Raw genomic sequence first — 25,541 nt, 5'->3', positions numbered from 1 at the left:
GATCCGGTATGTAAGAGTTAGCTGAGCGCGTGATCGATCAGCGAGTTGGCGCTGACGGTGCCGACAAACTGGCTGGTTTCAGGCTCGACAAGGATGACATGACGCTTGAACCTGTGGATCAGGAAGATGCCTTCCATCACCGGCGTATCAGGCGCGGTCACCGGGATATTGGCCGGGTTCGACATATGGTCTCCGACCCGCTCCTCGTTCAGACGCTCGATTTGTTCGCGGAAATCCTGCTTGGTCAGGTCCATGAAGCTGAGATTGCTGATCGGTACACGGGTCGCGTCCGAGCTCATCCCGATCAGGGCCGCCTTGGGCAGGATCATCTTGATCAGTGTCGGTGCGGTGAAAACACCTTCGAATTTTCCATCACGGTCTACCACCGGAAGGAACCTTGCGCGACTGTCGCGGATGATCTCGAACGCCTTGGCGACTGTGTCATCGGGATGGATTGTCCGTTGTCTTTCGGGAGGGACCATAACGTCCCGGCATGTAAGGCCCATAGGTATCCTCGGTTTTCTTGCGGGTTCGCAAGGATTGGGTCAGCAAGCTACCAACGCGAACTGTGGCGGGCGCCCGACCCTGCGAAACGGATTTGTGCCGCGCGTTTCATTTCATCAACAGCAAGGTTTTGCCACCCCCCGAGTCACGTAATTTTTGCAAAGCCGTTATTGATTTTTGGAATTGTGAAATGACTGCGCACTCCCCGCGAAACAAAAAACCCCGCCTGACCGGCGGGGTTTTCTTTTTTCAAAAGACTTGTCGATCTTACCAGTCTTCGCGGATCACGACGCGGGTCTTGATCGGCAGCTTCATCGCGGCCAGGCGCAGCGCCTCGCGGGCGATGTCATCATTGACGCCGTCGATCTCGAACATCACGCGGCCAGGCTTGACTTTGCAGGCCCAGCGGTCGACCGAACCTTTACCTTTACCCATACGAACTTCGATCGGCTTGGCCGTGACCGGAGTGTCGGGGAAGATGCGGATCCAGACGCGGCCCTGACGCTTCATGTGACGCGTCATGGCACGACGTGCAGCTTCGATCTGGCGCGCGGTTACGCGCTCAGGCTCAAGAGCTTTCAGGCCGTAGGTGCCAAAGTTCAGATCAGAGCCGCCCTTGGCGAGACCCTTGATCCGGCCTTTGTGCATCTTGCGGAATTTAGTACGCTTTGGTTGAAGCATATCTTTCCCTCCTTAGCGACGACCGCCACCAGCACCACGAGGTGCAGGGCCGTCCTGGAGTTCCTGTGCTTTACGGTCACGTGCCTGCGGATCGTGCTCCATGATCTCACCTTTGAAGATCCAGACCTTGATCCCGATGATCCCGTAGGGGGTCATCGCTTCGGCATGTGCGTAATCGATGTCGGCACGCAGGGTGTGCAGAGGCACGCGGCCTTCGCGATACCACTCGGTCCGTGCGATTTCGGCGCCACCCAGACGGCCAGCGACGTTCACCCGGATACCCAGGGCGCCCATGCGCATGGCATTCTGAACCGACCGCTTCATCGCGCGGCGGAACGAGACGCGACGCTCAAGCTGCTGAGCGATGGACTCGGCAACCAGCTGCGCGTCAAGCTCGGGCTTGCGCACTTCGACGATGTTCAGGTGCAGTTCGCTGTCGGTCATACGAGCAAGCTTTTTGCGCAGAACTTCGATGTCTGCGCCTTTCTTGCCGATGATGACACCGGGGCGCGCGGTGTGGATCGTCACGCGGCACTTCTTGTGCGGACGTTCGATGATCACACGGGCAACACCGGCCTGCTTGCACTCTTTCTGGATGAACTCACGGATCTTGAGGTCTTCCAGCAGCAGGTCACCATAGTCTTTGGTGTCTGCGTACCAGCGGCTGTCCCAGGTGCGGTTGACCTGAAGGCGCATGCCGATCGGATTGACTTTATGTCCCATTAGGCTTGCTCCTCAACTTGACGCACCTTGATGGTGATCTCCGAGAACGGCTTCATGATCTTGCCGAACCGGCCACGGGCCCGCGGACGACCGCGCTTCATGACCAGATTCTTGCCAACCCAGGCTTCGGCGACGATCAGCTCGTCGACGTCCAGGTTGTGGTTGTTCTCGGCGTTGGCGATTGCGGACTGAAGGCATTTCTTCACGTCCTGCGCGATACGCTTGTTCGAGAAAGTCAGGTCGGTCAGCGCCTTCTCGACTTTCTTGCCGCGGATCATCGCTGCAACCAGGTTCAGTTTCTGCGGGCTGGTGCGAAGCATACGGGTCTTTGCCATTGCTTCGTTTTCGGCCACGCGGCGGGGGTTCTTTTCCTTGCCCATGACTTACTTCCGCTTCGCTTTTTTGTCTGCGGCGTGGCCATAATAGGTGCGGGTCGGCGAGTATTCACCGAACTTCTGACCAATCATGTCTTCCGAGACGTTGACGGGAATGTGCTTCTGGCCGTTGTACACACCAAAGGTCAGACCCACGAACTGGGGCAGAATGGTGGAACGACGCGACCAGATTTTGATGACTTCGTTGCGGCCCGACTCGCGCGCTGCTTCGGCTTTTTTCAGCACGTAAGCATCGACGAAAGGACCCTTCCAAACAGAGCGAGACATGAGTTAACGTCCCTTCTTCTTGGCGTGCCGCGAGCGGATGATCAGCTTCTGGGACGCTTTGTTCTTGTTGCGGGTACGCTTACCCTTGGTGTCCTTACCCCACGGCGTAACCGGTGTACGGCCACCCGAGGTGCGACCTTCACCACCACCGTGCGGGTGATCGATCGGGTTCATCGCAACACCACGAACCGACGGGCGCACACCCTTGTGGCGCATACGACCGGCTTTGCCGAGGTTCTGGTTCGAGTTGTCGGGGTTGGACACGGCACCGATGGTGGCCATGCATTCCTGACGGACCATGCGCAGCTCGCCCGAGCTCAGACGGATCTGAGCGTAGCCACCGTCGCGGCCCACGAATTGCGCGTATGTACCGGCCGCACGTGCGATCTGACCGCCCTTGCCGGGCTTCATCTCGATGTTGTGGACGATGGTACCGATGGGCATGCCCGAGAACGGCATCGCGTTGCCCGGCTTAATGTCGGCCTTGGCCGACGCGATGACCTTGTCACCGGCTGCCAGACGCTGCGGAGCGAGGATATAGGCCTGCTCGCCGTCTTCGTATTTGACCAATGCGATGAATGCGGTCCGGTTCGGATCGTATTCGATCCGCTCGACGGTTGCCGCGACATCCATTTTGTTCCGTTTGAAGTCAACGATCCGGTAGAGACGCTTTGCGCCACCGCCGCGGCGGCGTGAAGTGATCCGTCCGGTGTTGTTCCGGCCGCCCGATTTGGTCAAACCCTCTGTGAGAGACTTGACCGGACGTCCTTTCCAAAGCTCCGAACGGTCGATCAGCACCAGCCCGCGCTGGCCCGGCGTCGTCGGCTTGTACGACTTGAGTGCCATGCTTTCTGTCTTCCGTTTAGCAAGTGCAGGGGGTTTCCCTGCTATGTGATAGGCCCCCGTAGGTGCCAAGGGTATAGGGCCCCGAAGGTCCCCGGTTACAAATATCAGAAGCCCCGGAACGAATCCGAGGCCGCAAGATTGGGAGCGTGTAACAGGGTTGGGGGTGGGTGTCTAGCTAGTAAAGTGAACTCTTATTTCTTCTGCGAGCTTACTGATCAAATGATCTTTGAAATCAGACCCCTTTGCAACTTTGTCTGTGCCGCCCGCATTTCGAAACTCCGTCGCCACCCTGTCTATGGCCTGCTCAATATCGGCACCGGTAACTTTATCCTTCAATTCGGCGACTTTGGTCGCAGACAATGAAGAAGATTTGGCGACCCAACCGGCAATCCAAAACAAGCAATAGAATCTCAAGTTGTTTCTGTCTGCAGCGGTAAACGTCGCTCTAGCTTTTAAGGCTACCTCAAGCCGCTTGATCAAATCCGAAGCCACTAAATAGCAATCGATAGGATATGTCTCAGAAAACAACGATCCATACACCGCGTCATCTTTGATCAGAGATGAAGGTCGTGCCCGCGCATTGTCCGGCTCTGCGCGAAGCAGAGACATCATAGCCTGTGCCAAGAGCGGAATACTCACAATCTTGGCGGCTGGCCGCCCTTGGTTTTTGTAGTAGTTTTTTCGGCGGTCATAATAATAACCACCCATTTTAAGCGCATGCTCAATGTCTCTTTGAACCTTGTCCGTAGCTCTCAATGAAGCTGGAGGAACAGCGTTCTGGCTGTTCGTGGCTTTGATTATCTGGTCTCGAACCGCTTCGTCCTCCGAGGCGACGATCTTAACCATCACCATCCTGTCATCATCTTCGCCTCCCTCATCAAAGTACTTGGCAATTTGAGAGCTGGTTTGCAGTCCGTTTACAATCTGTGGATTCTCGATTGTCACACCGCTTCCCGCTTGGGTAGCTTGGCTGGCAAGTATCGTTACACCGTTGTTTAACCACCAGAAGTCCACATCTTTTGGCCCTTCTAGCGTATGACTGATCTCCGAGTTTACTTCCGTTGAACCCTGGTAGTCGCGGACGTTTGCATCGAACAAATCGTTACGAACGGTTGCCCCACCGTTTCTCAAAAACCCATTGTAGTCTTTCAAAAGCGACAATACCACGTAGCCGTTGTCGCCGGGCACTGCTTTGACAAACTTCAGTTCAAAGGACTGGTTGGGCTGCTGTCGTGCAAGCGCCAGTAGCTCACGCGCTCCGAGGAACGAAAAGTCGATTGAGGCTTCTTCGAACATCGCCTGCACTTCAGCGACAATCTCATCTCGCTTTAATCCGAGATTCGCATGAATTTCACTGTCGGCGTTCATCGCGGCATAGATCATTCGGATGCTCAGGCGAGGGAACCTCGCCGCCAACCTGCGATAAGTTGTGCGGAACAACTCCAGCGCCTCTTTAACAGTCGCGCTATACTGCGGAAGTTGGTCGTAGTCTGACGTCAGGTCTAGAAGACGGCTAAGAGATGATTTCAATCGATTGATCGGATCTTCCGAAAAACCACCGGCCGTTTTGCTTTGAACGACGACAAGTTCAATTTCAATGTTCTTTTTGTAAATTGTTACGTCGGTGTCCTCTCGTACCAGATCACCGTTTACGAAAACATAGACGGCATCAATGCCTCCGTCGTGCTCGCCATCAACAATACCGTTTTCAAGTTCCTCAAATGTAAGCGAGAAGTCTTTGGTAATTTGTTCTGCAGCAAATACTTCAAAATAGTCTTGAAGAGACATGTCAGGTAAGCTTTCTTGCCTTCTTTGATCTACAATATCGCCCAAAATTTGTTTTGCGTTCGAAGACATATATCAACCTATCAACATGAGATTTTGCTTTTATTCGCAGAATGTTGGAATGGGTGCAATGATAATAGGTTGAAATACTAAAAACATGGATCAACCCTAAGAAATAGACTTTAGCGTAGGATGTACTTGGCACTATAAAGCGCTCTGATCAGCCCGTGCAGCGCCATCCCACGGGCAGTTGCTGGCGCGGCTTGCGCTCTTATCCGAGGGATCGCCTGCGGCACAGCGGCTCGGACTCCACCGCGATCCTCTGCTTGAGTTTGATATGCCCTAGAACCTCGCGAAAGGCGCGGTGTTTGGGTTTGCCTTCCAGATAGTCCGCCAGTTTGAGCAGGTTGATCGGGTGTTTCGCAATCAACCCCTCGATCCGCTGCACCGCGTCGTCCAGCGCGTAGTGATCCACGTACTGACAGGCCACCTGCGTGGGCGTCAGCAGGCAGTAATCCTGCGGGCGTTTCTCGGTATAGCGCGTGATGTCGAAGGGCGACGCGCCGAGGGCGTGGAACTTGGGCATGTGGACGCGCATGTCTGACTCGGCATGCTCCAGAACCGTGCCTGAAATCTGGCGGAACCCAAGCGGGGCGAGCTTACCGACCACATGCTTGCGCATCGCCGGAGAGATCATGTCCACATCCGCCCGGTCATATTTCAGATCATCGAAAACCGAAAGCAGCCCCAGCTTCTCATCGGCAATCTGAAAATAGGGCTCGACGCTGAAATCCCGCATCTGGTCCAAAACCTGCGCACGCACAGATTCAGGGTCTGAAACGAAATCGGCCCCGGCGGGTTGAACCGCCGGGGCCGTGAATAGTCGCAGTAAGCGTCGGATCAAAGACCGGTGCTCACGTCGATTGTGTTGCCCTCTTCCAGGGTCACATATGCTTTTTTGACGTCTTTCCGCTTGCCCAGTTGGCCGCGGAACCGCTTGACCTTGCCTTTGGTCACGGTGGTGTTCACCGCTTTGACCTTCACACCAAACAGCGCCTCAACGGCCTCTTTGATCTGCGGCTTGTTGCTGTCGATCGCCACTTCAAAGACAACCGCGCCGTTTTCGGACGCCATGGTCGACTTTTCGGTGATGACCGGCTTGCGGATCACGTCGTAGTGTTCTGCCTTCGCGCTCATTTCAGACGAGCCTCCAGTGCTTCGACAGCCGCTTTGGTGAGCACCAGGGTGTCACGCTTGAGGATGTCATAAACGTTTGCACCCATCGACGGCAGGATATCCAGACCTTCGATGTTGCGCGACGCCTTCAGGAACCCTTCGTTCACGGTCGCGCCGTCGATGACCAGAGCGCGTTTCCAGCCCAGGTTTGCAACCTGTTTGGCCAGAGCGGCGGTCTTGCCTTCGGCTTCGGCGTTCTCGATCACGACCAGTTCACCTGCCTTGGCTTTGGCCGACAGAGCGTGGCGCAGGCCAAGCTTGCGGAACTTCTTCGGCAGGTCATGGCCGTGCGAACGTGGGGTCGGACCCTTGTAAATACCACCACCCCGGAAGATCGGCGCGTTGCGGTCACCATGGCGTGCGCCACCGGTACCCTTCTGGCGATAGATCTTCTTGGTCGAGTAGCTGGTCTCGCGGCGGGTTTTCACCTTGTGTGTACCGGCCTGCGCGTTGTTGCGCTGCCAGCGGACCACGCGGTGCAGGATGTCCGCGCGCGGCTCGAGGCCGAACAGGTCTGCATCCAGCTCGATGTTGCCGGCTTTGCCGCCGTCCAGTTTGATTACATCAAGTTTCATGCTTCACCACCTTCTGCGGGCGCTTCTTCCGCAGGTGCTTCGGTTGCCTCGGTGACAGCCGACTTCACAGCAGCCGGGAAAGGCAGGCCTTCCGGTGCTTTCTTCTTGACGGCGTCCTTGACGGTGACCCAGCCCGATTTCGGTCCGGGAACGGCGCCTTTGATGAAGACCAGACCACGGTCGGCGTCGGTTTTGACAACCTCGAGGTTCTGGGTGGTGACACGGGCAGCACCCATGTGACCGGCCATCTTCTTGCCTTTGAACACCTTGCCCGGGTCCTGACACTGACCGGTCGAACCGTGCGAACGGTGGCTGATCGAAACACCGTGCGAGGCGCGCAGACCACCGAAGTTGTGGCGCTTCATCGCACCGGCAAAGCCTTTACCGATCGAGGTGCCCGAAACGTCAACCTTCTGACCTTCCAGGAAGTGTTCTGCCGAAATCTCGGCGCCCACATCGATCAGGCCATCTTCGGAGACGCGGAACTCGGCCAGCTTGCGCTTGGGCTCGACCTTGGCAGCGGCATAGTGACCGCGCATGGCTTTCGAGGTGCGTTTTGCCTTGGCCGCACCGGCGCCCAGCTGAACGGCGGTGTAGCCGTCTTTGTCAGCGGTGCGCTGTGCAACAACCTGCAGGTTGTCCAGGTGAAGAACGGTCACAGGGATCTGCTTGCCGTCTTCCATGAACAGGCGGGTCATGCCAACTTTTTTTGCGATAATACCAGAGCGCATGAATAATACCCTCCGATCTTACGACTGCAGCTTGATCTCGACATCCACACCAGCAGCGAGGTCGAGCTTCATCAGCGCGTCAACGGTCTGGGGGGTCGGATCAACGATGTCCAAGAGACGCTTGTGCGTGCGGATCTCGAACTGGTCGCGGGATTTCTTGTCAACGTGAGGGCCACGGAGAACCGTGAACTTCTCAATCTTGTTCGGCAGCGGGATCGGGCCGCGCACGTTCGCGCCGGTCCGCTTGGCAGTGTTGACGATCTCTTGCGTGCTGGCGTCCAGAACGCGATAGTCAAATGCCTTCAGCCGAATACGGATGTTTTGGCTTTGCATAGATACAGCCTTTTATCAGGCGTTGAGGTTGAGAGGAGGACGGACGCGCATCGCCAACCCTCATCGAACCCAAAAGGCGGGAATCACCCCGCCTTGACGTTCTTGATGAGAACTCGCGCGTATTAGTGGGGTTGGTGAGGTTTGGCAAGGGGCGTTTTTTGAAGCAAACCTGAATGTAAAAATAAGGCGCTTGAACTTTACATATCCACCCCAACGTGCAAAGTTTTTTTCGTTTTCTTTACATGAGGCAGGCAATGCTAAAACAAACTTACAACATTCCTGGTTTGCCACCAGACTTTGATTTCGACACTTTACCAATACTTAAAGCCTTGAATACAGCCACAAGAAATCTGGCAGAAGTCAAAGGGCTAGCGCCGATCATCCCCAATCAAGGAATTTTGATAGATACGTTATCTCTTCAAGAAGCCAAAGACAGTTCCGAAATCGAAAACATCGTAACTACTAACGACGAACTATTTCGCGGTGGTTTAGATAGAGACTCTGCTCTTAGTGGCCCTTCGAAAGAGGTGGCTGTGTACAGAGACGCCTTGAGACTTGGCTTTGAAAGGCTTTGTGAAACGGGCCTAATTACCAATCGCACGCTTACTGAAATGTTTCGCCTTCTAAAGAACAGAGATGACGGTTTTAGAAAAACACCAGGAACTGGTCTGCAAAACAACTCGGGAAAAATCGTCTACGTTCCTACGCAAGATGCTCGTGAAATCGAGAACCAAATGTCTGCACTTGAAACGTATATTAACTCGGAATCAGAGTTGGATCCGCTCATCCGGATGGCAATCATACATCATCAATTCGAGAGCATACATCCTTTCTCAGACGGCAATGGACGTCTCGGACGCATGCTCAATGTTCTTTATCTCACAAAAGAAGGTCTACTTAGTATCCCGATCTTATACATGAGCAGAGGGATAAATCAGTCCAAAGCTGACTACTACCGCCTCCTTCAAGAAGTGAGAGATCACGGCAATTGGGAGGACTGGATTGTCTACATTCTCGATATCGTAACTGAGACTTCTAAAATAACTCTGGAACTGATTGAGGGCATCCGACAGGCAATGGCCTATTTCAAGCAACACATCCGCGACAAACATCGAAAAATATACTCTCAAGACCTAATCAACAATTTATTCCGGCATCCATATACGCGGATCGAATATGTCATGGACGAACTCAATGTCTCACGTCCTACTGCGACAAGTTACTTGGAGAAACTGTGTGCAGATGACGAGATACCGTTGACCAAATTCGTCGAAGGTCGAAACAATTATTATGTGAATGTCGCCTTAGTTCAACTACTTGCGGGTGACGAAGTCTAAAACCAGACTTCAGACAAAGAAGGCCGCCCGATGTGGGACGGCCTCCTTCTATTCAACAGTATGGGCGACCATCGCTACATATTCAAACTGTCCCGCCCAGCGATCCTTCCAAGGTCGCAAGTTCCTGACCACCGGCCATCATGTCCTGCAGCTCATCAGGCGTAATCTGGCCGCGCTGCGCGGTGCCCAGCGTTTGACCGCGGTTCAGAACCGTGAACCGATCACCCACAGCCATGGCGTGCCGGACGTTATGCGTGATGAAGACAACCGCGATGTCCTGCTTGCGCACACGGTCGATGGTTGCCAACACATTTGACGTCTGACGCACGCCGAGGGCCGAGGTTGGTTCGTCCAGGATCAGCACCTTGGCTCCAAAATAGACCGCGCGCGAGATGGCGACCGTCTGACGTTCACCACCCGACAGCGTACCCACCGCCTGATCAGGGCCGCGCAGGTTGATGCCCATTTTCTTCATCTCTTCCATGGTGACGCGGTCCGCGAACTCATGGTCAAAGAAGGACAGACCAAACTGCTTCTTGGTCGGCTCATTGCCCATGAAGAAATTGCGGCTGACTGACATCAGCGGGATCATGGCCAGATGCTGGTGTACCGTGGCGATCCCGGCTGCGATCGCATCGCGCGGATCTTCGAAGTTCATCGGCGCGCCTTCGAAGATGATCTCGCCCTTGGTGGGCTTGTGAACCCCGGACATTGTCTTGATGAAGGTCGACTTACCGGCACCGTTATCGCCCAGCAGGCAATGGCATTCTCCGGGATAGACATCAACCGAGACCCCGGCCAGCGCGATCACGCTGCCAAAGTGCTTTTCGATGTTCTTCATCTGGATGATCGGGGCATGTTCGCTGCGTGTGTTCATCTTAGCGCTCTCCCGTGATCATGCGACGGATATATGTGTTCAATACGACCGCGCCCAAAAGGATGACGCCCAGGAAGACGCGGAACAGGCTCGATTCGACGCCCGCAAAGAACAAGCCCTGCTGAACGACACCAAAGATCAGAGCGCCCAGCGCCGCACCGATAACGGATCCGTAGCCGCCGGTCAGAAGTGCGCCACCAATGACCACCGCGATGATCGCTTCGAATTCCTTCAACAGACCCCGGTCAGCACCGGCTGAACCGAACTCCATCACCTGACACGTCGCGAACACGCAGGCGCAGAACGCAGTGAACATGAACATCAGAACCTTGACGCGGTTCACAGGCACACCCGAGTTGCGCGCAGCTTCGGCATCACCGCCCGCTGCAAAGATCCAGTTGCCGAAACGGGTGCGGGTCAGAAGGATGTGGCCGAAGATGATCAACACAATCGCCCAGACGACCAGCATGGGCAAACCGTCAATGACTGGCTGTCCGGCGCGGTTGCCTCGCGAAAACACCTCGATCACACCGATGTCTCCCAGCCACTGGAAAAAGCCCTGCCCTATTTTCCCGCCAAAGATCGGAGCCAGCCAATCGCCTTCGGCGGCGTCCCGAATGCCGCCGATGATGGTTTTGCTTTCCACCTTTTGCGGGATGTAAATTGTGAAGCCGCGCAATATGAACAGCGAGGCCAGTGTCACGATAAAGCTGGGAAGCCCTGTTCGAATTACGATGAATCCGTTTATCGCCCCGATCACAAGGCACATGGCGAACGTCACGATAATGGCCAGCCACATGGGCCAGGCCAGCACGACACCAAAGACCGCAATCATCATGCCCGCGAAACCAATCATCGAGCCGACGCTCAGATCGAACTCGCCTGAAATCATCAACAGGCACGCGCCGACAGCAATGATCATGAACTGCGCGGAAACGACGGTCCAGTTCATGATGCCCTGCGGCTCGAACATGCCGCTGTCGAAGGCGGTCAGCAGAAAGAAGGTGAAGACAAGCGCGGTGCCGCAAATCCCGCCCAGTTCGGGTCGGATCAGGGCGCGACGCCAGGCGGGTAGCTGTTTGACTCGTTCGTCCCCGGATGCGGCGGTCTCGGCCATCTCTGGTTCTCCGATATCGTGTTTTGAGTGATTTAAAGATGTCGGGGCGGCTTATTTCTTGCGCCGCCCCGACTTAAAGATCAGCGATATTCGCCCGCGTGCTCTTCCACTTTTTCCAGGCCGGATGCCGTAACAAAGCCCGGGCCCGAGTTGATGTTGTTGCCCGGCAACACGCCATAGCGGTCCCAGTTGGCCAGGATGATGACCGGCATGTAGGCCTGCAGGAACGGCTGCTGGTCAATGCCCCAGTTAATGGTACCACCCTTGATGCCTTTGACGATTTCCTCACCCAGATCGAACGTGCCAAAGTGGATTTCGCCCGCCAGACCCATCTCGTCCAGTGCGGCGATCGTCGGATCGGCGGAGACAGGGCCGAGCGTCAGAATACCGTCGACATCTTCATTCGCCGACAGATACGCCATGACCTTGTTTTTAATTTCCGCCGGGTCGGTGCCCGAGTCCATCATGGCATCGCCGAGTTCAATGCCCAGACCATCTGCGTAACCACGGCAGCGCTCGCCAACGGTTGGTTGCTGGATTGCATGGTTCACACACAAGAATTTGGTCACGCCTTCGCCCTTGGCACGTTGCCCAGCGGCAAACCCGGCATCGTATTCCGGCTGACCGACATACATCAGCGCACCCACTTCGCGCGCCTGCTCTGGCGTGCCGGTGTTCATGATGATCACGTCAATCCCCTGATCGACCGCGTTCTGAATCGGGCCCTTCAGCACGTCAAAATCCGCCAATGTGGTGATGATGCCGTCGGGGCTGGACGCAGCCGCCTGATCGATGATCCGCGCCATGTCGGCGATGTCGCCGGTGGGCGGGTTGCGGTATTCAACCTCGACGCCCATCTGGTCGCCGGCAAGCGCGATGCCGTTCTTGATCGTGTTCCACCAGGTGTCGCTGTCGGGTGCGTGGCTGACCAGAACATAGCTCAGCGACTGATCCTGAGCGACCGCGGTGACCGGTGCCGCCAGCGCGCCCACGCCGATCGCGACAGATGCAATAAGTGACTTCATGATATCCTCCCAATTCTCAGACAGGCTTTTTTGGGGCAGGCCCAGTGCCTCGTGCAAAACGGTAGCGCCGATCCGTTCATTTTGCAACCGGTTGCAATTTTCTGTTATTGGACGCAGGCTGTCAGCAGCGTGCGGCATGTGTTAAACCATGCCGCCAACAAACAACTGCGCAGGAAAAACATGGCTGTTACCCTAAAGGATGTCGCGAAAAAGGCGGGCGTTTCTCGTTCAGCCGTATCGCGAACATTTACCGAAGGGGCATCGGTCTCGGAAAAAACGCGCAGCAAGGTCAAACGCGCTGCGGCCGAGCTTGGCTATAGCCCGAATGCGCTTGCCTCGAGCCTGACAACCGGTCGGACCAAGCTGATCGGTTTGGTGTCGAACAACTTCCACAACCCGCTGCTGTTAGAGGTTTTTGACCTTTTCACACGCGGTCTTCAGGATCGCGGCCTGCGCCCGCTTCTGGTCAACCTCACCGATGAAACGGACCCGTTGAATTCGATTCGCATGCTGCGTCAGTATTCGGTCGATGGCGTGATTGTTGCGTCATCGACGCTTCCTCCCAGCTTTGCCGAAGCGTTTCGAAACGCGGGGATGCCGGTCGTTCATTCCTTTGGACGGTTCACGCCATCGCCTCATGTTCATGTCGTTGGGATCGACAACGTTGCCTGCGGGCGCATGGCCGCCCAGGTGCTGCTTGAACGTGGCTATCGTCGGGTCGCGTTTCTTGGTGGTCCGGATTCGGCCACGTCGACCCAGGACCGCGCGCGGGGATTCGTTGAAACACTCAACGGTCGCCCCGAAATCGATGTCAGTGTCAGCTGCGCTTCGGCCTACTCTTTTGACGCCGGTCGTGTCGAGATGACCAAACAGTTGATGTCAGATCGCGCCGATGCTTACTTCTGCGGTGATGATGTCATTGCCATTGGTGCACTCAGTGCCGTTCGGGATGCCGGTTTATCGGTGCCCGATGACATCGGCCTGATCGGCCTGAACGATATGGAAATGGCCAGTTGGCAGAACATAGATCTGACCACGATCCGCCAGCCCGTATCCGAGATTATCCGTGCGTCAATCGAACTTGTGATCGACACGATTGAGCACCCGGACCGATTGGCAGAAACACGGCTGTTTCCCTGCCGCGTTGTTGAACGGAGGACGCTCCGCCCGCCGCTTGCATCCGATCACGACTGAAACATCGGCGGTCGGGCATCCAGCCAAGCGCCATCCTGTTTGCCACTCTCAGCCACGGCATAAACCGCTGCCATGGATCGAAGACCGTCTTCGGCACGCGGGTACAGATCGGCTGCTGGGTCCGGTGCGACACCGTCGTTCGTGGCGGCAATAACCTCGGCAAGATCCTTATAGATGTTGGCAAAGGCCAGCGGCATTCCTTCGGCGTGCCCGATGGTGACCCGAGTCGTCCGGTCCGCCTCGGGGCTCAGATTGGCCTCGCCCCGCTCCAACACCTGCAGACGCTGTCCAAGCGGCATCCAGTACAACTGGTTCGGATGTTCCTGAGACCAGCGCATTCCGCCTTTTTCGCCGAAAACCTGCAAGGTCAACCCGTGTTGGCGTCCGATGGCAACGGAGGATGTCCACAAACGCCCAATCGCGCCGCCATCAAAGCGAAGATTGACTTGCGCGTCATCTTCAAGCTCGCGACTTGCGATGCAAGACGCAATATCTGAAGACAATCGCGTGACCTGCTGATTGATCACAAAAGACGCCATGTGCAGCGCGTGAATACCGCAATCGGCAAACTGCGCGGATACGCCTGCCTGAGCGGGATCGTACCGCCAGCGAACACGCGGATTGTCGGCGTCCGCCGCATCTGCGTGATGGCCATGAGCAAATTCGGCGACCACCAGACGGATAGCCCCAAGATCGCCCCGGGCCACCATGGCCCGCATGTGCCGCACAAGCGAATACCCAGAATACCCGTAGTTGACGGCGCAAATGCGCCCGGTCGACTGGGCGAGCTTCACGATCTCTTCCCCCTCTTCGACCGTCATTGTCATGGGCTTTTCGCACAGCACGTGGAATCCGGCCTCAAGAAAGGCTTTGGTAATCTCGTAATGAGTCGCGTTAGGTGTTGCTATCGTTACCAGGTCAATCCGGTCGGGCCTGTTGCGCTCACCCTCGAGCATTTCCCGCCAATCGCCATAGGAACGATCCGCAGCCAACCCCAGCCGCTGCCCGTATTCGCGTCCCGCGTCGGGCCTGTGATCCAACGCTCCAGCCACAAAATCAAAAGCATCATCCAAGCCTGCACCCAAGCGGTGCGCCGGACCGATCTGGCTTCCTTCGCCACCTCCGATGAGGCCCCATTTCAGCTTTGCCATCGCACTTTTCCTTAGTTGAAACCGGTGGATTCAAGGTATTCACGGTTCGCCCGTGCATCGCTCATGGGGCTGACATCCATTGTTGGATCGCAATCCTGCTCGACCGTGCACCAACCTTGAAACCCCGCATCCAGCAGGATCTGACGGACAGCCGGAAAATCAACGTCCCCCTGACCCAGATTGCAGAAAATCCCCTGGCCACAGGCCTCGTAGAATCCGGTACCATTCTCGATAACATCAGCCTTCACCACCGGGTCGATATCCTTGAAGTGCATGTAGGAGATCCGGTTTATATTGCGCTTCATGAAGGCCACCGGGTCGAACCCCGCATAGGAATGATGCCCCGTGTCAAAACAGATTTTCAGATAGCTCTCATCGACCTCGTCCAACAGCCGTTCGAGCTCTGGCTCGAAGTCCATGAACCCTGCGGCGTGGGCATGCATGCCCACGGTCAGCCCATACTCTTCGGTGCCAATCCGCGCCACATGTGCAATGCGGTCACGATAAGCAGCCCATTCCTGCGCATCCATCTGTTCCGCGGCGTCAGCACGACCCGCCGTCGGCGCGCGGCGCGGAGAGATCGAGTCGATCAACACCAGATGTTGAGCGCCATGCGCAGTCAACGCCTTGCACGTCCGAACCGCGCCATCCAGTACGTCGTCCCATTGATCCGCATCATGGAATGCGCGAAAAACAACGCCGCCGATCAATTCCAGATCATGTTCCGAAAGCGCATCAGACAGAAGTGCCGGGTCTTCGGGCATGAAGCCGACAGGCCCCAGTTCAATACCTTTGTAACCGGCCTCGGCGCACTCTTTCAGCACGGTCTGCCAGTCCGGGTTGCGCGGGTCATTGGCGAATTCAACGCCCCAGGAACATGGCGCATTGCCGATCCGAATGGTCATTCCCGGATTCCTTTCAATCTTGTGGGACAGATAGCCAGCGGCCGGTTTCAGCCGAGGCGAAAGCAGTATCTATGACGCGTGAAACAGCCAGCCCGTCGCGGAACGTCGGCCACACGGGTGTTTGGGTTGCGATCGCATGCAGGAAATCCCGCGCCTCGATTATGATCTGATCCTGATAGCCGGTGCCATGCCCCGGCCCTTGACAAAAAGGCAGATAGTCCGGGTGTTCGGGCCCGGTCAGGATCTTGGTGAACCCGCGGGTCGCCTGCGGGCCTTCGGCTTTGTACAGCCAAACAGCATTCTGGTCCTCCTGATCGAACCGGATCGCGCCTTTGGTGCCGTGGATTTCGTAGGCATACCCCATTTTGCGACCCGTGGCGGTCCGGCTGAAATGCAGATGCCCGGATGCACCGTTCACAAACCGGACCATCATCTGCGCCTGATCATCATTGTCGACCGACGCCGGGCCATCTGGACCGGGGCGGGTTTCGTGTATCGTTTCAATCTGCGCCGAAAGCTTTTCGATAGGTCCCATCAACGCCATGGCGCAGTTGACCATGTGCGGCGCGAGGTCACCCATCGTGCCATTCGCACGCCCCGAAGTCCGCCAGTTGGCCTCCAGATCCCGGTCAGCCAGGAAATCCTCGGTATGCTCTCCGCGAAACCAGGTCACATCCCCGATGACCCCATCCGCCAACAGCTTTCGCACAAGCTGCGTCGCTGGGGTTCGTACGTAGTTGAAGCCGATCATGTTGGTCACGCCAGAGGCCTCGGCTGCTGCGACCATCGCCATGCCGTCATCCAAAGAGGCCCCCAGCGGCTTTTCGCAGAAGACCGGTTTACCTTTGGCAAACGCCGCCTCGGCAATGGCGCGATGCGTGTTCTGCGGTGATGCGATTACGATGGCTTCGACGGCTTGATCCTCAACGACACCGCGCCAATCGGATCCCGCCCGCGCAAAACCATAAGCTTGACGATACCGTTCTGCTGACGCCGGGCTGGAGGCGGCAATCATCTCAAGTCGCGGGCGAAGCTCTGTGTCGAAGACGGCACCCACGGCCGACATGGCTACGGCATGGGCTTTGCCCATATAGCCGCCGCCGATCAGACCGATCCCGATTTCAGTCATGATGCGCCCTCCCTTCAACAGCCTGTTGCAACCGGTTGCAAAAGTCGTATCCTGAGTGCGGGTGCTGTGCAACTGCCAATCGACGGCAACACGGCTCATTCCGGCGCATCCAGGAGGCGACATGTCCACGTCAGATAAAACGGTTCGACTGACAACAGCACAGGCAATCGTGCGGTATCTCGTCAATCAGTTCATCGAGATAGATGGCGTTGAAACCCGTATATTCGGCGGCGGGTTTGGTATTTTCGGCCACGGAAACGTCCCCTGCCTCGGTGAAGCGTTGTATCCGGTTCAGGACATCCTGCCGCTTTACCGCGGGCAGAACGAACAAAGCATGGGATTCGCGGCAGCTGCCTACGCAAAATACCACCTCCGCAAACGAATCATGTTCTGTACAGCCAGCGCCGGACCCGGCACCGCGAACCTGTTGACGGCGTCGGCCTTGGCGCATGCCAATCGGCTGCCCATGCTTATGTTGTGCGGGGATACGTTCCTGACACGTCTGCCCGATCCGGTTCTGCAACAGCTTGAGCATTTCGGGAATCCGACACTGGGCGTAAATGACGCATTCAAATCTGTCACGCGATTCTGGGATCGCATCACCCATCCCGCGCAAGTAATTCAATCGCTGCCTGCGGCCCTGGCGACAATGCTGGACCCTGCCGATTGCGGCCCTGCCTTTCTGGGCCTGCCGCAGGATGTTCAGGGGTGGACCTATGATTACCCGGAAGAGTTCTTTGCCCGCCGCGTCCATCGTATCCGCCGACAAGCCCCGGATGAGGCCGAAATCGCAGACGCCGCAGCGCTGCTGAACCAAGCCGAACGTCCCATGATCATCGCCGGCGGGGGTGTCCAGTATTCCGGCGCTGTCGCTGAATTGACGGCCTTTGCGGAAACGCGCGGTATTCCGGTGGTCGAAACGATTGCGGGACGCGCCAATATGTTGGCAGATCACCCCCTGAACATCGGCCCGATTGGCGTGACGGGCTCGGACAGCGCAAACGCAATTGCCGAACGCGCCGACGTTGTTCTGGCCGTGGGTACGCGTTTGCAGGATTTCACCACCGGATCGTGGACGGCGTTTTCCAAAGACGCGAAGTTTATCGGGATGAATGCCGGCAGACATGACGCGATCAAGCATCTTTCAAATCCCGTTGTTGGAGATGCAAAACTTGCCCTGAGCGCGCTGCAAGAGGGTATGGGCGATTATCGCGCACCGGACAGCTGGACATCAGAAGCACAGACAGAGCGCAGGGCGTGGGATGCTTATGTCGAAGAAAATGTCGCTTACGGAAACAGGCCCAATTCCTATGCGCAGGCCATCGGCGTGGTGAATGCGCTTTGCGACCCACGTGACCGTGTGGTCGCAGCAGCGGGCGGATTGCCTGCCGAAGTCACCGCAAACTGGCGCACGCTGGATATCGGGACAGTCGATGTCGAATTCGGCTTTTCCTGTATGGGCTACGAAATTGCGGGCGGCTGGGGTGCGCGGATCGCCCAATCCGAAGCAGAACAAGACCAAGACACCATCGTTTTCACTGGCGATGGCAGTTACCTGCTGATGAACTCGGATATCTATTCGTCGGTCCTGTCGCAAAAGAAACTGATCATTCTCGTGCTTGATAACGGCGGATTTGCTGTGATCAACAAGCTGCAGAACAACACCGGGAACGAGAGTTTCAATAACCTGATCAAAGACTGCCCAACCATACCCGAACCTTTCGCAGTGGACTTTGCCCAACACGCCGCCGCGATGGGAGCAATCACTGAAACGGTCGCAAATCCAGCAGAGTTGTCAGACGCATTCAAGCGGGCAAAAGCATCTGACAAAACAAATGTAATCGTCATGCAGGTCGACCCCTACGATGGCTGGACGGCGCAAGGTCACACATGGTGGGAGGTCGGAACGCCCGAGGTGTCCGACAATCCCAATGTTCGTGAAAAACACTCTGAAATCGAGGCGGAACGGGCCAAACAAAGGCAGGGCGTATAATGGCTGACCTTTCGCGCCTTGCCGGCAAGAATTTTGTCATCATCGGACGCGCGGGCATGGATTTCTACCCCGATCCGCCGGGCACCAGGACCGAAGAAGCGACGCAATTCGTTTCCTGTCTGGGTGGGTCCTCCGCCAATATCGGGGTCGCGTTGACCAAGCTGGGTGCCAAGGCTGATCTGGTGACCTGTGTCTCGGACGATGCAATCGGTCGGTTCGCCCTGAACGAGTTGGACAAATACGGGATCGGGCGGGCGCATGTTCGCTCGGTAGGCGGCGAGGCACGCAATTCCTTGGCTGTTGTCGAAACCCGGATCGAGGACCATCAGTCGGTCATCTATCGCAACGGGGCAGCTGATTTCGAGATGACCGAAGCCGATGTATCCGCTGTCGACTATCCCGGCTATTCGGCTTTGATAACGACGGGCACGGTCTTTGCCGCCGAGCCTTCGCGCAGCGCGGCATTCCGCGCCTTTGATCTGGCGAAACAAGCTGGCCTGCCGCTGATTTTCGACGTGGACTACCGCCCCTATTCATGGCCCTCCGCCGACATCGCTGCCGACGTGTATTCACGCGCCGGTGCGATGTGCGACGTAATCGTTGGCAATGATGTCGAGTTCGGCTTCATGGCCGGAGATTACGAACGTGGATTGGACAAAGCCCGCGAACTGGTGGCTGAAGGCGCTGCGCTGGCTGTCTACAAAATGGGCGAAAAGGGCGCGATCACGATTACCCCGGACGGTGAAATCGAAACGGGCATCTACAGGACAAATGCCCTGAAACCCACAGGCGCGGGAGACAGCTTCATGGGCGGCTTTGTGTCCGGCTTGGCCGATGGCCTGACTGTGCGCGATGCGGTTCTGCAAGGCTCGGCCGCCGCCGCCATGGTCGTTGCCCGCGTCGGTTGTGCACCCGCGATGCCAACCCGGACCGAGCTTAACCAGTTTCTTGCCGAAAACGCGGCCTGAAAGGACTCAATATGCACATTGCACCCTATGACAACCAACAAAAGCCCATTGTAGACGCTGATGACGCGCATGTGCCGCTGGTCTATTTCAACATCGTCAAATTGAAAGCCGGTGAACACTTCGACTATCGGGTTGCCGAATATGAAACCTGTGTGGTTCCGGCGACAGGCACCGTGACCGTAGAAACAGCAGGCGAACAGTACCGGGACATCGGCAACCGCGGCGAAGATGTGTGGGATGGAGAGCCGGAAGGCGTTTACGTTCCAACCGATACTGGCGCGCGCATCACGGCGTTGACCGAAACCGAGGTTTTTATCGCCGGGGCCAAGTTCGCGGAAACCCTTAAGCCCTTTGCGGTGCGGCAGGCCGAACTGGACCTAGTCCAATACGGCTCGGACGACACGAAAACTCATCGTAAAATCAAACATATCCTCGGGGCTGCGCATCATGATCGCGTCGGACGTCTGTTGGTGAGCGAGCTGTTTACCGTTGGTGCAGGCGGCTGGTCGGGTTTTCCCAGCCACAAGCACGATACCGACCGGCTTCCCGAAGAAACACGGCATGACGAGTGTTACAATTTCCGGTTCAAACCCAACTATGGCTCGGGGCTGCAAATGCTGCAGCGGGTCGATAACGAACCCGGTGATGCCTATCACATCGTGGACGGGTCGACGATCCTGATCGACAAGGGCTATCACCCCTGTTGCGTCCTGCCCGGGTACGAGATGTACTACTTCACCATTCTCGGCGGACTGAGCCAACGAAGCCTCAAGCAGTATTTCCAACCCACACACGCGGAACAATTGCACACCATACCCGGCATCATGGATATGGTGGCCAAGTTCAAATGACACTTGTTACCCTTTCCGAGGTGCTTCGACCTGCTCAAGCCGAAGGTTATGCTGTGCCCGGTCTCGTTTGTCTGGGCTGGGAGGACATGCGCGCCTATGTGATGGCGGCGCAGGCAGAACGTGCGCCTGTGATTTTGCAGGCCGGCCCTTCGTGCCGGGCGCACACACCCCTGCCCGTTTTGGGGGCCATGTTCCGCAATCTGGCGGCGTCGGTTGATGTGCCGGTCGTTGCGCACTTGGATCACGGGTATACGCTGGACGAATGCAAAGAGGCGCGGGATTCCGGATTCACGTCGCTTATGTATGACGGGTCGCAAAAGCCCTTGCAGCAGAACATCGAAGAAACTGCTGCGGTCGCGCAGCTTGCTGCCGAGGCGGAAATCTCCTGCGAAGGTGAGATTGGTTTTGTCGGTTATTCCGGCGGCAAGGCTTCTGCCGGAACGGATCCGAGCGAGGCCGCTACGTTTGCCCGCGACAGTGGCGTCGATGCGATGGCCATTTCCGTGGGAAACGTACATTTGCAACAAGACAAAGAGGGTGGCTTGGATGTCCCGCGTATCCGGGCGATCGAGGCGACGACAGATATCCCGCTGGTGATTCATGGCGGCTCCGGCGTCCCGCTGGCCCAGCGCAGCGACCTGTCGGCGCATTCGAACATCTGCAAGTTCAATATCGGCACAGAGCTACGCATGGCGTTTGGCGCAGCGCTCAGACAGGCCGTGTCAGCTGATCCCGAACGATTTGACCGGGTCGCGATCCTAAAAGAAACGCACGACCCAGTCGAAGCGGCGGCCCGTACAGTGATCCGCGGATTGGGTGCTGCCGGGCGTGCCTAATTCGGGGATTCGCGGTCAATTCAATCGGCGCATCGACTTGAAAAGAAATCCGCTGCCCAATAGGGTCCGCGCAACCTGAACCTTATCGGTGCGGGTCATCAAACAAGACTTTGCAGAATCGCTGCACCGAGAATCCCCAATGGCCCTGACTGCTGAACAGCGGACACACTGCAGATCGCAAATCGAGCCCTGGCGGACGGCGATGACACCCAACCCGATCTCGGACACTCCCACCGTGGTTTTTTCGATCCCGTTGATTTCCGAAGAAAAAGCCGGCGACTGGGAACAGGTGTGCGCCAACCTTGCAAAGACTGTCGAAACTTTGCGCCGACAGACCAACCCGCACTGGAAAGCAATCATTTGCAGCCAGACCAAGCCTGAAGGCGTCTGCTTTGACAATCAGGTGCTGTTTCTGCCTTTTGCCGAAAAGGTCGAAGGCAACGACAAAAGGTTCAAACGACGGCTGGTCGCCGGTCATTGCCTCAAGGCAGAGACAGGAGACATCTACCTTTTCAATCTGGACGCCGACGACTTTGCGCATCCGGAACTGGTCGACTACATGATCGAGACACGCGATCCATCCGGCTATTTGGTTGAGCGCGGCTATATGTACGATATCGCTGCGCGCGCCATCGCGCCCTTGCACCGGGCGCAGAAGGAGGCCGTCGACCAACAGGAAAGGCTGTTTGGCCTGTTTCTTGTGCCTTGGCGGTTGAACTATGCCTTTCGCAGGTTGACCGGGCGCAATCTTGCAAACGTTGCGCCGCGCCTGTCGAAGATGCGGTCCTTCGGGTCCACATGTGGGTCCTGTGTCGCTTGGCGGCTTGACTGTTCGGGTGGTGACAAGGACGCCCAGATTGTACCCCAGATAAACCATCGCCTGATCCGCCATGCCAACGAAGATGGGTTGATGAATTTGGACCCGGTGCCGTTTTCCGCCATGATGTATGTGGTCGGCCACGGCGAAAACGATCAGGATCTGATCGGCCGCCTGCACCACAAAACCCGATACATTGACGAGTTCAAATTGTCTGAAAGCGAAACCCGGCAAGTGCTGCGTACATTCGGCGTGTCCTGACACCGAACAAGCCCAGCCATAGACATCCATCGTGGACCCTACGGGAATCCCCCAATTTCAGCGATGCGCGCGTTTTGCTAGCTTGGTGTCAACGGAACACTTTCACCATTCCGTATACCCCCTTGAGAGAGAGGGGCTGGCTAAGACCCCCTCGTCCAGCCCCTCAGACCACCTTTCACTCTCAATCATTTGTGAGACGGTGGGTCTCTCCCCTGCTGCCAATCTCATTCGCAGCCCTTACAGTTTAGCACAAATCGCCACCGAAATCTCCCCACCAAAAATGGGGGGTAAGCGCATGAAATAGCTTGCCGATCATCGACCGATTGTATCCCAACTGATCAGTGTCGCCTCGTTCGAAATCACCGCAACCGCCCGCGCGTCAGGACCGGACTTCTGGAAACCCGCTGCCTTCGCTGTCGGATGGCAGTCCGCTCAAAAAACCTTTTGGCAACCCGACAAAGCACGCGTTGAAGTCATGCTTTCTGTCTTCGACGTGTTCAGCGGAGCCGCACCGCAGGCGCGACACAAAGAGTCTCTGTGCAAAGACTTGTCCATTTGCCATCCGCAAGGTGCAGGGCGCATAGTCAAGGTGTGCGACTTACGAAAAGAGGGCGAGATGGACAAATGGGTTGCCGGCGCAATTGCCAAAATCAACGCGGACGCACACAGGTCGGCGGACACACATCTGTTCAAGCTGCCTTTGCCGCATTTGAACGGCGTCGACATCTATCTGAAAGACGAAAGCACCCATCCCACAGGCAGCCTGAAACACCGGCTGGCGCGATCCCTGTTCCTCTACGCCTTGTGCAGCGGCAAGATCAAAGAGGGCACGACCATTATCGAGGCATCGTCCGGCAGCACTGCAGTCTCCGAAGCCTATTTTGCACGCATGATCGGGGTGCCATTTGTCGCAGTGATCCCCAAAAGCACAGCTCACAGCAAGATCAGGCTTATCGAGTTTTTTGGGGGTCAAACGCATTTCGTGGACTCAGCGCCCCAGATGCACGGAACCTCTGTCAAACTGGCGAAGGACATCGGCGGCTATTTCATGGATCAGTTCACCTACGCCGAACGCGCCACCGACTGGCGTGGTAACAACAACATTGCAGAGAGTATCTTTCGCCAAATGGAATTTGAACCGCACCCGGTTCCCGCGATGTTGGTCATGAGTGCAGGCACGGGCGGAACCTCGGCTACGTTGGGACGGTTCATTCGCTACAAGGGATACGATTCCGCTCTGACGGTCGTCGATCCCGAGAACTCTGTGTTCTATGACAGCTATACCAGCGGCAATCGCGACCTTACCTCCGAAACCTCAAGCCGGATCGAAGGCATTGGCCGGCCAAAGGTTGAACATTCATTTCAACCGGACGTCATAGATCGGATGATCAAAGTGCCGGATGCCGCAAGTGTGGCAACCATGCTTTGGCTCGAAAAACGGATAGGCAGACGTGCGGGGGCGTCCACCGGAACCAACCTGTGGGGCGCGTTGAAAATCGCTGACGAAATGGTGGATCGCGGGCAAAAGGGTTCAATCGTCACTTTGATGTGCGACAGCGGTGATCGCTACCTGGACACCTACTATGAGCCGGAGTGGGTCAACACGCACATCGGCGATATCAGACCATTTGCCCAAGATCTGGCGCGCGAGGCACTGTGACAAACGGAAAACCCCGGTTCTGAATGACATACCGCAACAGGCAAAAAGCTGCGTTACACGTACTGTTCATGTCCTCGAAATCGTCCTGGAGGCAGACGAAAGACAGGCATGTATTGAACAATTATGTCGACTTGGCGAGCCGTGGAGGACTCGAACCCCCGACCTGAGAATTAGAAGTTCCCTGCTCTAATCCAGCTGAGCTAACGGCCCGCTCATGCTGGGCTGTATCAGTCAATTTACCGGGCTTGTCAACTTGGTGCAGAAGTCAGATGCGCCGCTGATTGGTGCTGAGGGTCTTGAGTAATTACAAACACTTGGGCGGTTATGGGGGCTGAGCGCGCGAAATCCGGATTTGATGGAACGGTCAAGGTCTTCTGCGGGCGTTGGTCGGTTTATCGAAGAGACAGGCGCATAAAAGCACTGTTGAAATCGTCTTCGTAACCGTAAATCGGGTCGCAATAGGCATAGCCCAACGACTCGTAGAGTTTGCGCGCCGCGTCGTACTCGCTCATATGATCTGCGCCGGTCTCCAAGACCAAAGCCCGCACGCCCTCGGCCCGCGCCAAATCAGCCAAATGCGTCATCAATATTCGCGCCAAACCTCGCCCGCGAGCCGCCGCAACGACGTGTACGGATTTCACCTCGGCCGTTCCGTCTGGCAGCGCCTTCAGCGCACCGCATCCAAGGGGTTTTTCGGCCTCGTACACGGCCCAGAACCGAATTCCGGGTTCGCGCAATGAGTCGACATCCATCGTGTGATTGGACGTCTGAGGTGTCGCATCCCAGCTGTGTGCAAGATGTGCTTCAATGATCGGGCGAACATCTTCTGTACCCGGATCAACCTCGCGGATGTCGATCATTCAATGTGTCCACGGCGCACGACGATCGGTCGCGAAGTTTTCGCCGTAACCACGGGGTCGCAGATTGGGCTTGCGCTTGTGCGGCTCGACAACCTGCGCTTCGATGCCGTTATCCTTGGCATAATCCAACGCCTCTTCCTTGGTGTCGAATTTCAGGCGCACCTGACTCTGCGTGTCGTCCGACGAGGTCCAGCCCATCAACGGATCAACCCCACGCGCCGACGCAGGTGCGTATTCCAGAACCCAATGCCGCGTCCCGGCCATGCCCGATGTCATCGCATTTCGGGAAGGCTGGTAAATCCGTGCGCGCATGACGCCTCTCCGTGCTCACTTGGCTAGACCCGTTTATGCGTCAGAGCGCGGGCCGCGACAAGATGGCAATTGTCGCAGAACGCGTGGGCTGATGACAATAATTGGCATGAGGGCAGGGTATGCAGCCCGCTACCAAATGATGACGGCTACCCGCGATGCCAGAACCAGACAT

The 25,541-nt window shown here is 56.7% G+C and carries 28 protein-coding genes and 1 tRNA gene; 8 read left to right on the top strand and 21 right to left on the bottom strand.

What is annotated here, in order from left to right; translation table 11 throughout:
• Positions 1–17: 17 nt before the first annotated feature.
• The 12 genes from RA28_RS02380 to rpsJ all read right to left on the bottom strand — a co-directional run bounded on the left by RA28_RS02380 (position 18) and on the right by rpsJ (position 8,076).
• A complete protein-coding gene (locus RA28_RS02380; protein ID WP_082029701.1) occupies positions 18–506 on the bottom strand; it encodes a CBS domain-containing protein in 489 nt (162 codons plus the stop codon).
• A 265-nt stretch (positions 507–771) separates the two neighbouring features.
• The gene (gene rplP / locus RA28_RS02375) at positions 772–1,185 is read right to left on the bottom strand and encodes a 50S ribosomal protein L16 (protein ID WP_010437070.1); all 414 of its coding nucleotides are present in this window, start codon (positions 1,183–1,185) and stop codon (positions 772–774) included.
• 12 nt (positions 1,186–1,197) lie between these two features.
• Complete coding sequence (rpsC, locus tag RA28_RS02370; protein WP_039523351.1) at positions 1,198–1,908, bottom strand: 30S ribosomal protein S3; 711 nt, start codon at positions 1,906–1,908, stop codon at positions 1,198–1,200.
• Positions 1,908–2,288, bottom strand: coding sequence for a 50S ribosomal protein L22 (rplV, locus tag RA28_RS02365; RefSeq protein ID WP_039523348.1), 381 nt, complete (start codon positions 2,286–2,288; stop codon positions 1,908–1,910). The genes rpsC and rplV overlap by 1 nt, the downstream gene beginning before the upstream one ends.
• A 3-nt stretch (positions 2,289–2,291) precedes the next feature.
• Positions 2,292–2,570: a 30S ribosomal protein S19 gene (gene rpsS / locus RA28_RS02360; protein ID WP_005980699.1), complete on the bottom strand. Its 279-nt coding sequence runs from the start codon at positions 2,568–2,570 to the stop codon at positions 2,292–2,294.
• A 3-nt stretch (positions 2,571–2,573) separates the two neighbouring features.
• Complete coding sequence (gene rplB / locus RA28_RS02355) at positions 2,574–3,416, bottom strand: 50S ribosomal protein L2 (protein ID WP_039523341.1); 843 nt, start codon at positions 3,414–3,416, stop codon at positions 2,574–2,576.
• Positions 3,417–3,587: 171 nt separating this feature from the next.
• Complete coding sequence (locus tag RA28_RS02350) at positions 3,588–5,273, bottom strand: AIPR family protein (protein ID WP_039523338.1); 1,686 nt, start codon at positions 5,271–5,273, stop codon at positions 3,588–3,590.
• 199 nt (positions 5,274–5,472) lie between these two features.
• The gene (locus RA28_RS02345; RefSeq protein ID WP_039523335.1) at positions 5,473–6,105 is read right to left on the bottom strand and encodes a hypothetical protein; all 633 of its coding nucleotides are present in this window, start codon (positions 6,103–6,105) and stop codon (positions 5,473–5,475) included.
• The gene (locus tag RA28_RS02340; RefSeq protein ID WP_039523333.1) at positions 6,102–6,398 is read right to left on the bottom strand and encodes a 50S ribosomal protein L23; all 297 of its coding nucleotides are present in this window, start codon (positions 6,396–6,398) and stop codon (positions 6,102–6,104) included. Before RA28_RS02340 ends, RA28_RS02345 begins: the two co-directional genes overlap by 4 nt.
• A complete protein-coding gene (gene rplD / locus RA28_RS02335; protein WP_039523330.1) occupies positions 6,395–7,012 on the bottom strand; it encodes a 50S ribosomal protein L4 in 618 nt (205 codons plus the stop codon). The genes RA28_RS02340 and rplD overlap by 4 nt, the downstream gene beginning before the upstream one ends.
• Positions 7,009–7,743, bottom strand: coding sequence for a 50S ribosomal protein L3 (gene rplC, locus RA28_RS02330; protein WP_039523327.1), 735 nt, complete (start codon positions 7,741–7,743; stop codon positions 7,009–7,011). Before rplC ends, rplD begins: the two co-directional genes overlap by 4 nt.
• Before the next feature lie 18 nt (positions 7,744–7,761).
• Positions 7,762–8,076, bottom strand: a complete 315-nt coding sequence (gene rpsJ, locus RA28_RS02325; protein WP_008756422.1) for a 30S ribosomal protein S10 — start codon at positions 8,074–8,076, stop codon at positions 7,762–7,764.
• Positions 8,077–8,330: 254 nt separating this feature from the next.
• On the opposite strand from rpsJ, the gene RA28_RS02320 reads away from it, so the two are divergent.
• Complete coding sequence (locus tag RA28_RS02320) at positions 8,331–9,413, top strand: Fic family protein (RefSeq protein WP_039525554.1); 1,083 nt, start codon at positions 8,331–8,333, stop codon at positions 9,411–9,413.
• 82 nt (positions 9,414–9,495) lie between these two features.
• On the opposite strand, the gene RA28_RS02315 is transcribed toward RA28_RS02320, so the two are convergent.
• The 3 genes from RA28_RS02315 to RA28_RS02305 form a co-directional block, all read right to left on the bottom strand.
• Complete coding sequence (locus RA28_RS02315) at positions 9,496–10,290, bottom strand: ATP-binding cassette domain-containing protein (RefSeq protein ID WP_039523321.1); 795 nt, start codon at positions 10,288–10,290, stop codon at positions 9,496–9,498.
• Position 10,291: 1 nt separating this feature from the next.
• Positions 10,292–11,407 carry an ABC transporter permease gene (locus RA28_RS02310; RefSeq protein WP_039523318.1) on the bottom strand — a complete coding sequence of 372 codons (1,116 nt, stop codon included), beginning with the start codon at positions 11,405–11,407 and terminating at the stop codon, positions 10,292–10,294.
• An 80-nt stretch (positions 11,408–11,487) separates the two neighbouring features.
• A complete protein-coding gene (locus RA28_RS02305) occupies positions 11,488–12,432 on the bottom strand; it encodes a sugar ABC transporter substrate-binding protein (protein ID WP_039525552.1) in 945 nt (314 codons plus the stop codon).
• A gap of 180 nt (positions 12,433–12,612) precedes the next feature.
• Between RA28_RS02305 and RA28_RS02300 the strand changes: the two genes are divergently transcribed.
• Complete coding sequence (locus tag RA28_RS02300) at positions 12,613–13,626, top strand: LacI family DNA-binding transcriptional regulator (protein ID WP_039525549.1); 1,014 nt, start codon at positions 12,613–12,615, stop codon at positions 13,624–13,626.
• On the opposite strand, the gene RA28_RS02295 is transcribed toward RA28_RS02300, so the two are convergent.
• From RA28_RS02295 to RA28_RS02285, 3 genes are read right to left on the bottom strand one after another with little or no spacing between them, the layout of a single operon-like run.
• Positions 13,617–14,777, bottom strand: a complete 1,161-nt coding sequence (locus RA28_RS02295) for a Gfo/Idh/MocA family protein (RefSeq protein ID WP_039523316.1) — start codon at positions 14,775–14,777, stop codon at positions 13,617–13,619. The genes RA28_RS02300 and RA28_RS02295 overlap by 10 nt on opposite strands.
• 11 nt (positions 14,778–14,788) lie before the next feature.
• Entirely contained in the window at positions 14,789–15,682 is an 894-nt protein-coding gene (locus tag RA28_RS02290; protein WP_039523313.1) for a sugar phosphate isomerase/epimerase family protein, read from the bottom strand.
• A 13-nt stretch (positions 15,683–15,695) separates the two neighbouring features.
• A complete protein-coding gene (locus RA28_RS02285) occupies positions 15,696–16,811 on the bottom strand; it encodes a Gfo/Idh/MocA family protein (protein WP_152612033.1) in 1,116 nt (371 codons plus the stop codon).
• Between the two features lie 121 nt (positions 16,812–16,932).
• On the opposite strand from RA28_RS02285, the gene iolD reads away from it, so the two are divergent.
• From iolD to RA28_RS02255, 6 genes are all read left to right on the top strand, one after another.
• Entirely contained in the window at positions 16,933–18,804 is a 1,872-nt protein-coding gene (iolD, locus tag RA28_RS02280; RefSeq protein ID WP_039523307.1) for a 3D-(3,5/4)-trihydroxycyclohexane-1,2-dione acylhydrolase (decyclizing), read from the top strand.
• The gene (gene iolC / locus RA28_RS02275) at positions 18,804–19,772 is read left to right on the top strand and encodes a 5-dehydro-2-deoxygluconokinase (RefSeq protein ID WP_039523305.1); all 969 of its coding nucleotides are present in this window, start codon (positions 18,804–18,806) and stop codon (positions 19,770–19,772) included. Before iolD ends, iolC begins: the two co-directional genes overlap by 1 nt.
• An 11-nt stretch (positions 19,773–19,783) precedes the next feature.
• Positions 19,784–20,623: a 5-deoxy-glucuronate isomerase gene (locus RA28_RS02270; protein WP_039523303.1), complete on the top strand. Its 840-nt coding sequence runs from the start codon at positions 19,784–19,786 to the stop codon at positions 20,621–20,623.
• On the top strand, positions 20,620–21,459 hold the full coding sequence (locus tag RA28_RS02265) for a class II fructose-bisphosphate aldolase (protein WP_039523301.1): 840 nt from the start codon (positions 20,620–20,622) through the stop codon (positions 21,457–21,459). Before RA28_RS02270 ends, RA28_RS02265 begins: the two co-directional genes overlap by 4 nt.
• Before the next feature lie 139 nt (positions 21,460–21,598).
• Positions 21,599–22,537 (top strand): glycosyltransferase family 2 protein, encoded by a 939-nt coding sequence (locus RA28_RS22130; protein ID WP_052261234.1) that lies wholly within the window; start codon positions 21,599–21,601, stop codon positions 22,535–22,537.
• Between the two features lie 616 nt (positions 22,538–23,153).
• Positions 23,154–24,197, top strand: coding sequence for a PLP-dependent cysteine synthase family protein (locus RA28_RS02255; protein WP_039525544.1), 1,044 nt, complete (start codon positions 23,154–23,156; stop codon positions 24,195–24,197).
• 132 nt (positions 24,198–24,329) lie between these two features.
• On the opposite strand, the gene RA28_RS02250 is transcribed toward RA28_RS02255, so the two are convergent.
• The 3 genes from RA28_RS02250 to RA28_RS02240 form a co-directional block, all read right to left on the bottom strand.
• Positions 24,330–24,407, bottom strand: a tRNA-Arg gene (locus RA28_RS02250).
• A 182-nt stretch (positions 24,408–24,589) separates the two neighbouring features.
• Entirely contained in the window at positions 24,590–25,057 is a 468-nt protein-coding gene (locus tag RA28_RS02245; protein WP_039523298.1) for a GNAT family N-acetyltransferase, read from the bottom strand.
• Entirely contained in the window at positions 25,058–25,369 is a 312-nt protein-coding gene (locus RA28_RS02240; RefSeq protein ID WP_039523295.1) for an ETC complex I subunit, read from the bottom strand.
• Between the last annotated feature and the right edge of the window lie 172 nt (positions 25,370–25,541).

The organism is Ruegeria sp. ANG-S4, assembly GCF_000814005.1.
In the GTDB taxonomy this organism is placed as follows: Bacteria; Pseudomonadota; Alphaproteobacteria; order Rhodobacterales; family Rhodobacteraceae; genus Ruegeria.
The sequence above is the reverse complement of the archived record's forward strand: the minus strand, read 5'-3'. Positions and strand labels throughout refer to the sequence as shown.

What these genes read in the sequence shown, in the direction of transcription:
- iolC (WP_039523305.1), top strand. Translation starts at nt 18,804, where the DNA reads ATGGCTGACCTTTCGCGCCTTGCCGGCAAGAATTTTGTCATCATCGGA.
- RA28_RS02305 (WP_039525552.1), bottom strand. Translation starts at nt 12,432, where the DNA reads ATGAAGTCACTTATTGCATCTGTCGCGATCGGCGTGGGCGCGCTGGCG.
- RA28_RS02315 (WP_039523321.1), bottom strand. Translation starts at nt 10,290, where the DNA reads ATGAACACACGCAGCGAACATGCCCCGATCATCCAGATGAAGAACATC.
- RA28_RS02300 (WP_039525549.1), top strand. Translation starts at nt 12,613, where the DNA reads ATGGCTGTTACCCTAAAGGATGTCGCGAAAAAGGCGGGCGTTTCTCGT.
- RA28_RS02295 (WP_039523316.1), bottom strand. Translation starts at nt 14,777, where the DNA reads ATGGCAAAGCTGAAATGGGGCCTCATCGGAGGTGGCGAAGGAAGCCAG.
- RA28_RS02340 (WP_039523333.1), bottom strand. Translation starts at nt 6,398, where the DNA reads ATGAGCGCGAAGGCAGAACACTACGACGTGATCCGCAAGCCGGTCATC.
- RA28_RS02320 (WP_039525554.1), top strand. Translation starts at nt 8,331, where the DNA reads ATGCTAAAACAAACTTACAACATTCCTGGTTTGCCACCAGACTTTGAT.
- RA28_RS02265 (WP_039523301.1), top strand. Translation starts at nt 20,620, where the DNA reads ATGACACTTGTTACCCTTTCCGAGGTGCTTCGACCTGCTCAAGCCGAA.
- rplB (WP_039523341.1), bottom strand. Translation starts at nt 3,416, where the DNA reads ATGGCACTCAAGTCGTACAAGCCGACGACGCCGGGCCAGCGCGGGCTG.
- RA28_RS02240 (WP_039523295.1), bottom strand. Translation starts at nt 25,369, where the DNA reads ATGCGCGCACGGATTTACCAGCCTTCCCGAAATGCGATGACATCGGGC.
- rpsC (WP_039523351.1), bottom strand. Translation starts at nt 1,908, where the DNA reads ATGGGACATAAAGTCAATCCGATCGGCATGCGCCTTCAGGTCAACCGC.
- RA28_RS02245 (WP_039523298.1), bottom strand. Translation starts at nt 25,057, where the DNA reads ATGATCGACATCCGCGAGGTTGATCCGGGTACAGAAGATGTTCGCCCG.
- RA28_RS02380 (WP_082029701.1), bottom strand. Translation starts at nt 506, where the DNA reads ATGGGCCTTACATGCCGGGACGTTATGGTCCCTCCCGAAAGACAACGG.
- rpsJ (WP_008756422.1), bottom strand. Translation starts at nt 8,076, where the DNA reads ATGCAAAGCCAAAACATCCGTATTCGGCTGAAGGCATTTGACTATCGC.
- rplD (WP_039523330.1), bottom strand. Translation starts at nt 7,012, where the DNA reads ATGAAACTTGATGTAATCAAACTGGACGGCGGCAAAGCCGGCAACATC.
- RA28_RS02350 (WP_039523338.1), bottom strand. Translation starts at nt 5,273, where the DNA reads ATGTCTTCGAACGCAAAACAAATTTTGGGCGATATTGTAGATCAAAGA.
- rplP (WP_010437070.1), bottom strand. Translation starts at nt 1,185, where the DNA reads ATGCTTCAACCAAAGCGTACTAAATTCCGCAAGATGCACAAAGGCCGG.
- RA28_RS02270 (WP_039523303.1), top strand. Translation starts at nt 19,784, where the DNA reads ATGCACATTGCACCCTATGACAACCAACAAAAGCCCATTGTAGACGCT.
- iolD (WP_039523307.1), top strand. Translation starts at nt 16,933, where the DNA reads ATGTCCACGTCAGATAAAACGGTTCGACTGACAACAGCACAGGCAATC.
- rplV (WP_039523348.1), bottom strand. Translation starts at nt 2,288, where the DNA reads ATGGGCAAGGAAAAGAACCCCCGCCGCGTGGCCGAAAACGAAGCAATG.
- RA28_RS22130 (WP_052261234.1), top strand. Translation starts at nt 21,599, where the DNA reads ATGGCCCTGACTGCTGAACAGCGGACACACTGCAGATCGCAAATCGAG.
- rplC (WP_039523327.1), bottom strand. Translation starts at nt 7,743, where the DNA reads ATGCGCTCTGGTATTATCGCAAAAAAAGTTGGCATGACCCGCCTGTTC.
- RA28_RS02285 (WP_152612033.1), bottom strand. Translation starts at nt 16,811, where the DNA reads ATGACTGAAATCGGGATCGGTCTGATCGGCGGCGGCTATATGGGCAAA.
- RA28_RS02290 (WP_039523313.1), bottom strand. Translation starts at nt 15,682, where the DNA reads ATGACCATTCGGATCGGCAATGCGCCATGTTCCTGGGGCGTTGAATTC.
- RA28_RS02310 (WP_039523318.1), bottom strand. Translation starts at nt 11,407, where the DNA reads ATGGCCGAGACCGCCGCATCCGGGGACGAACGAGTCAAACAGCTACCC.
- rpsS (WP_005980699.1), bottom strand. Translation starts at nt 2,570, where the DNA reads ATGTCTCGCTCTGTTTGGAAGGGTCCTTTCGTCGATGCTTACGTGCTG.
- RA28_RS02255 (WP_039525544.1), top strand. Translation starts at nt 23,154, where the DNA reads ATGGACAAATGGGTTGCCGGCGCAATTGCCAAAATCAACGCGGACGCA.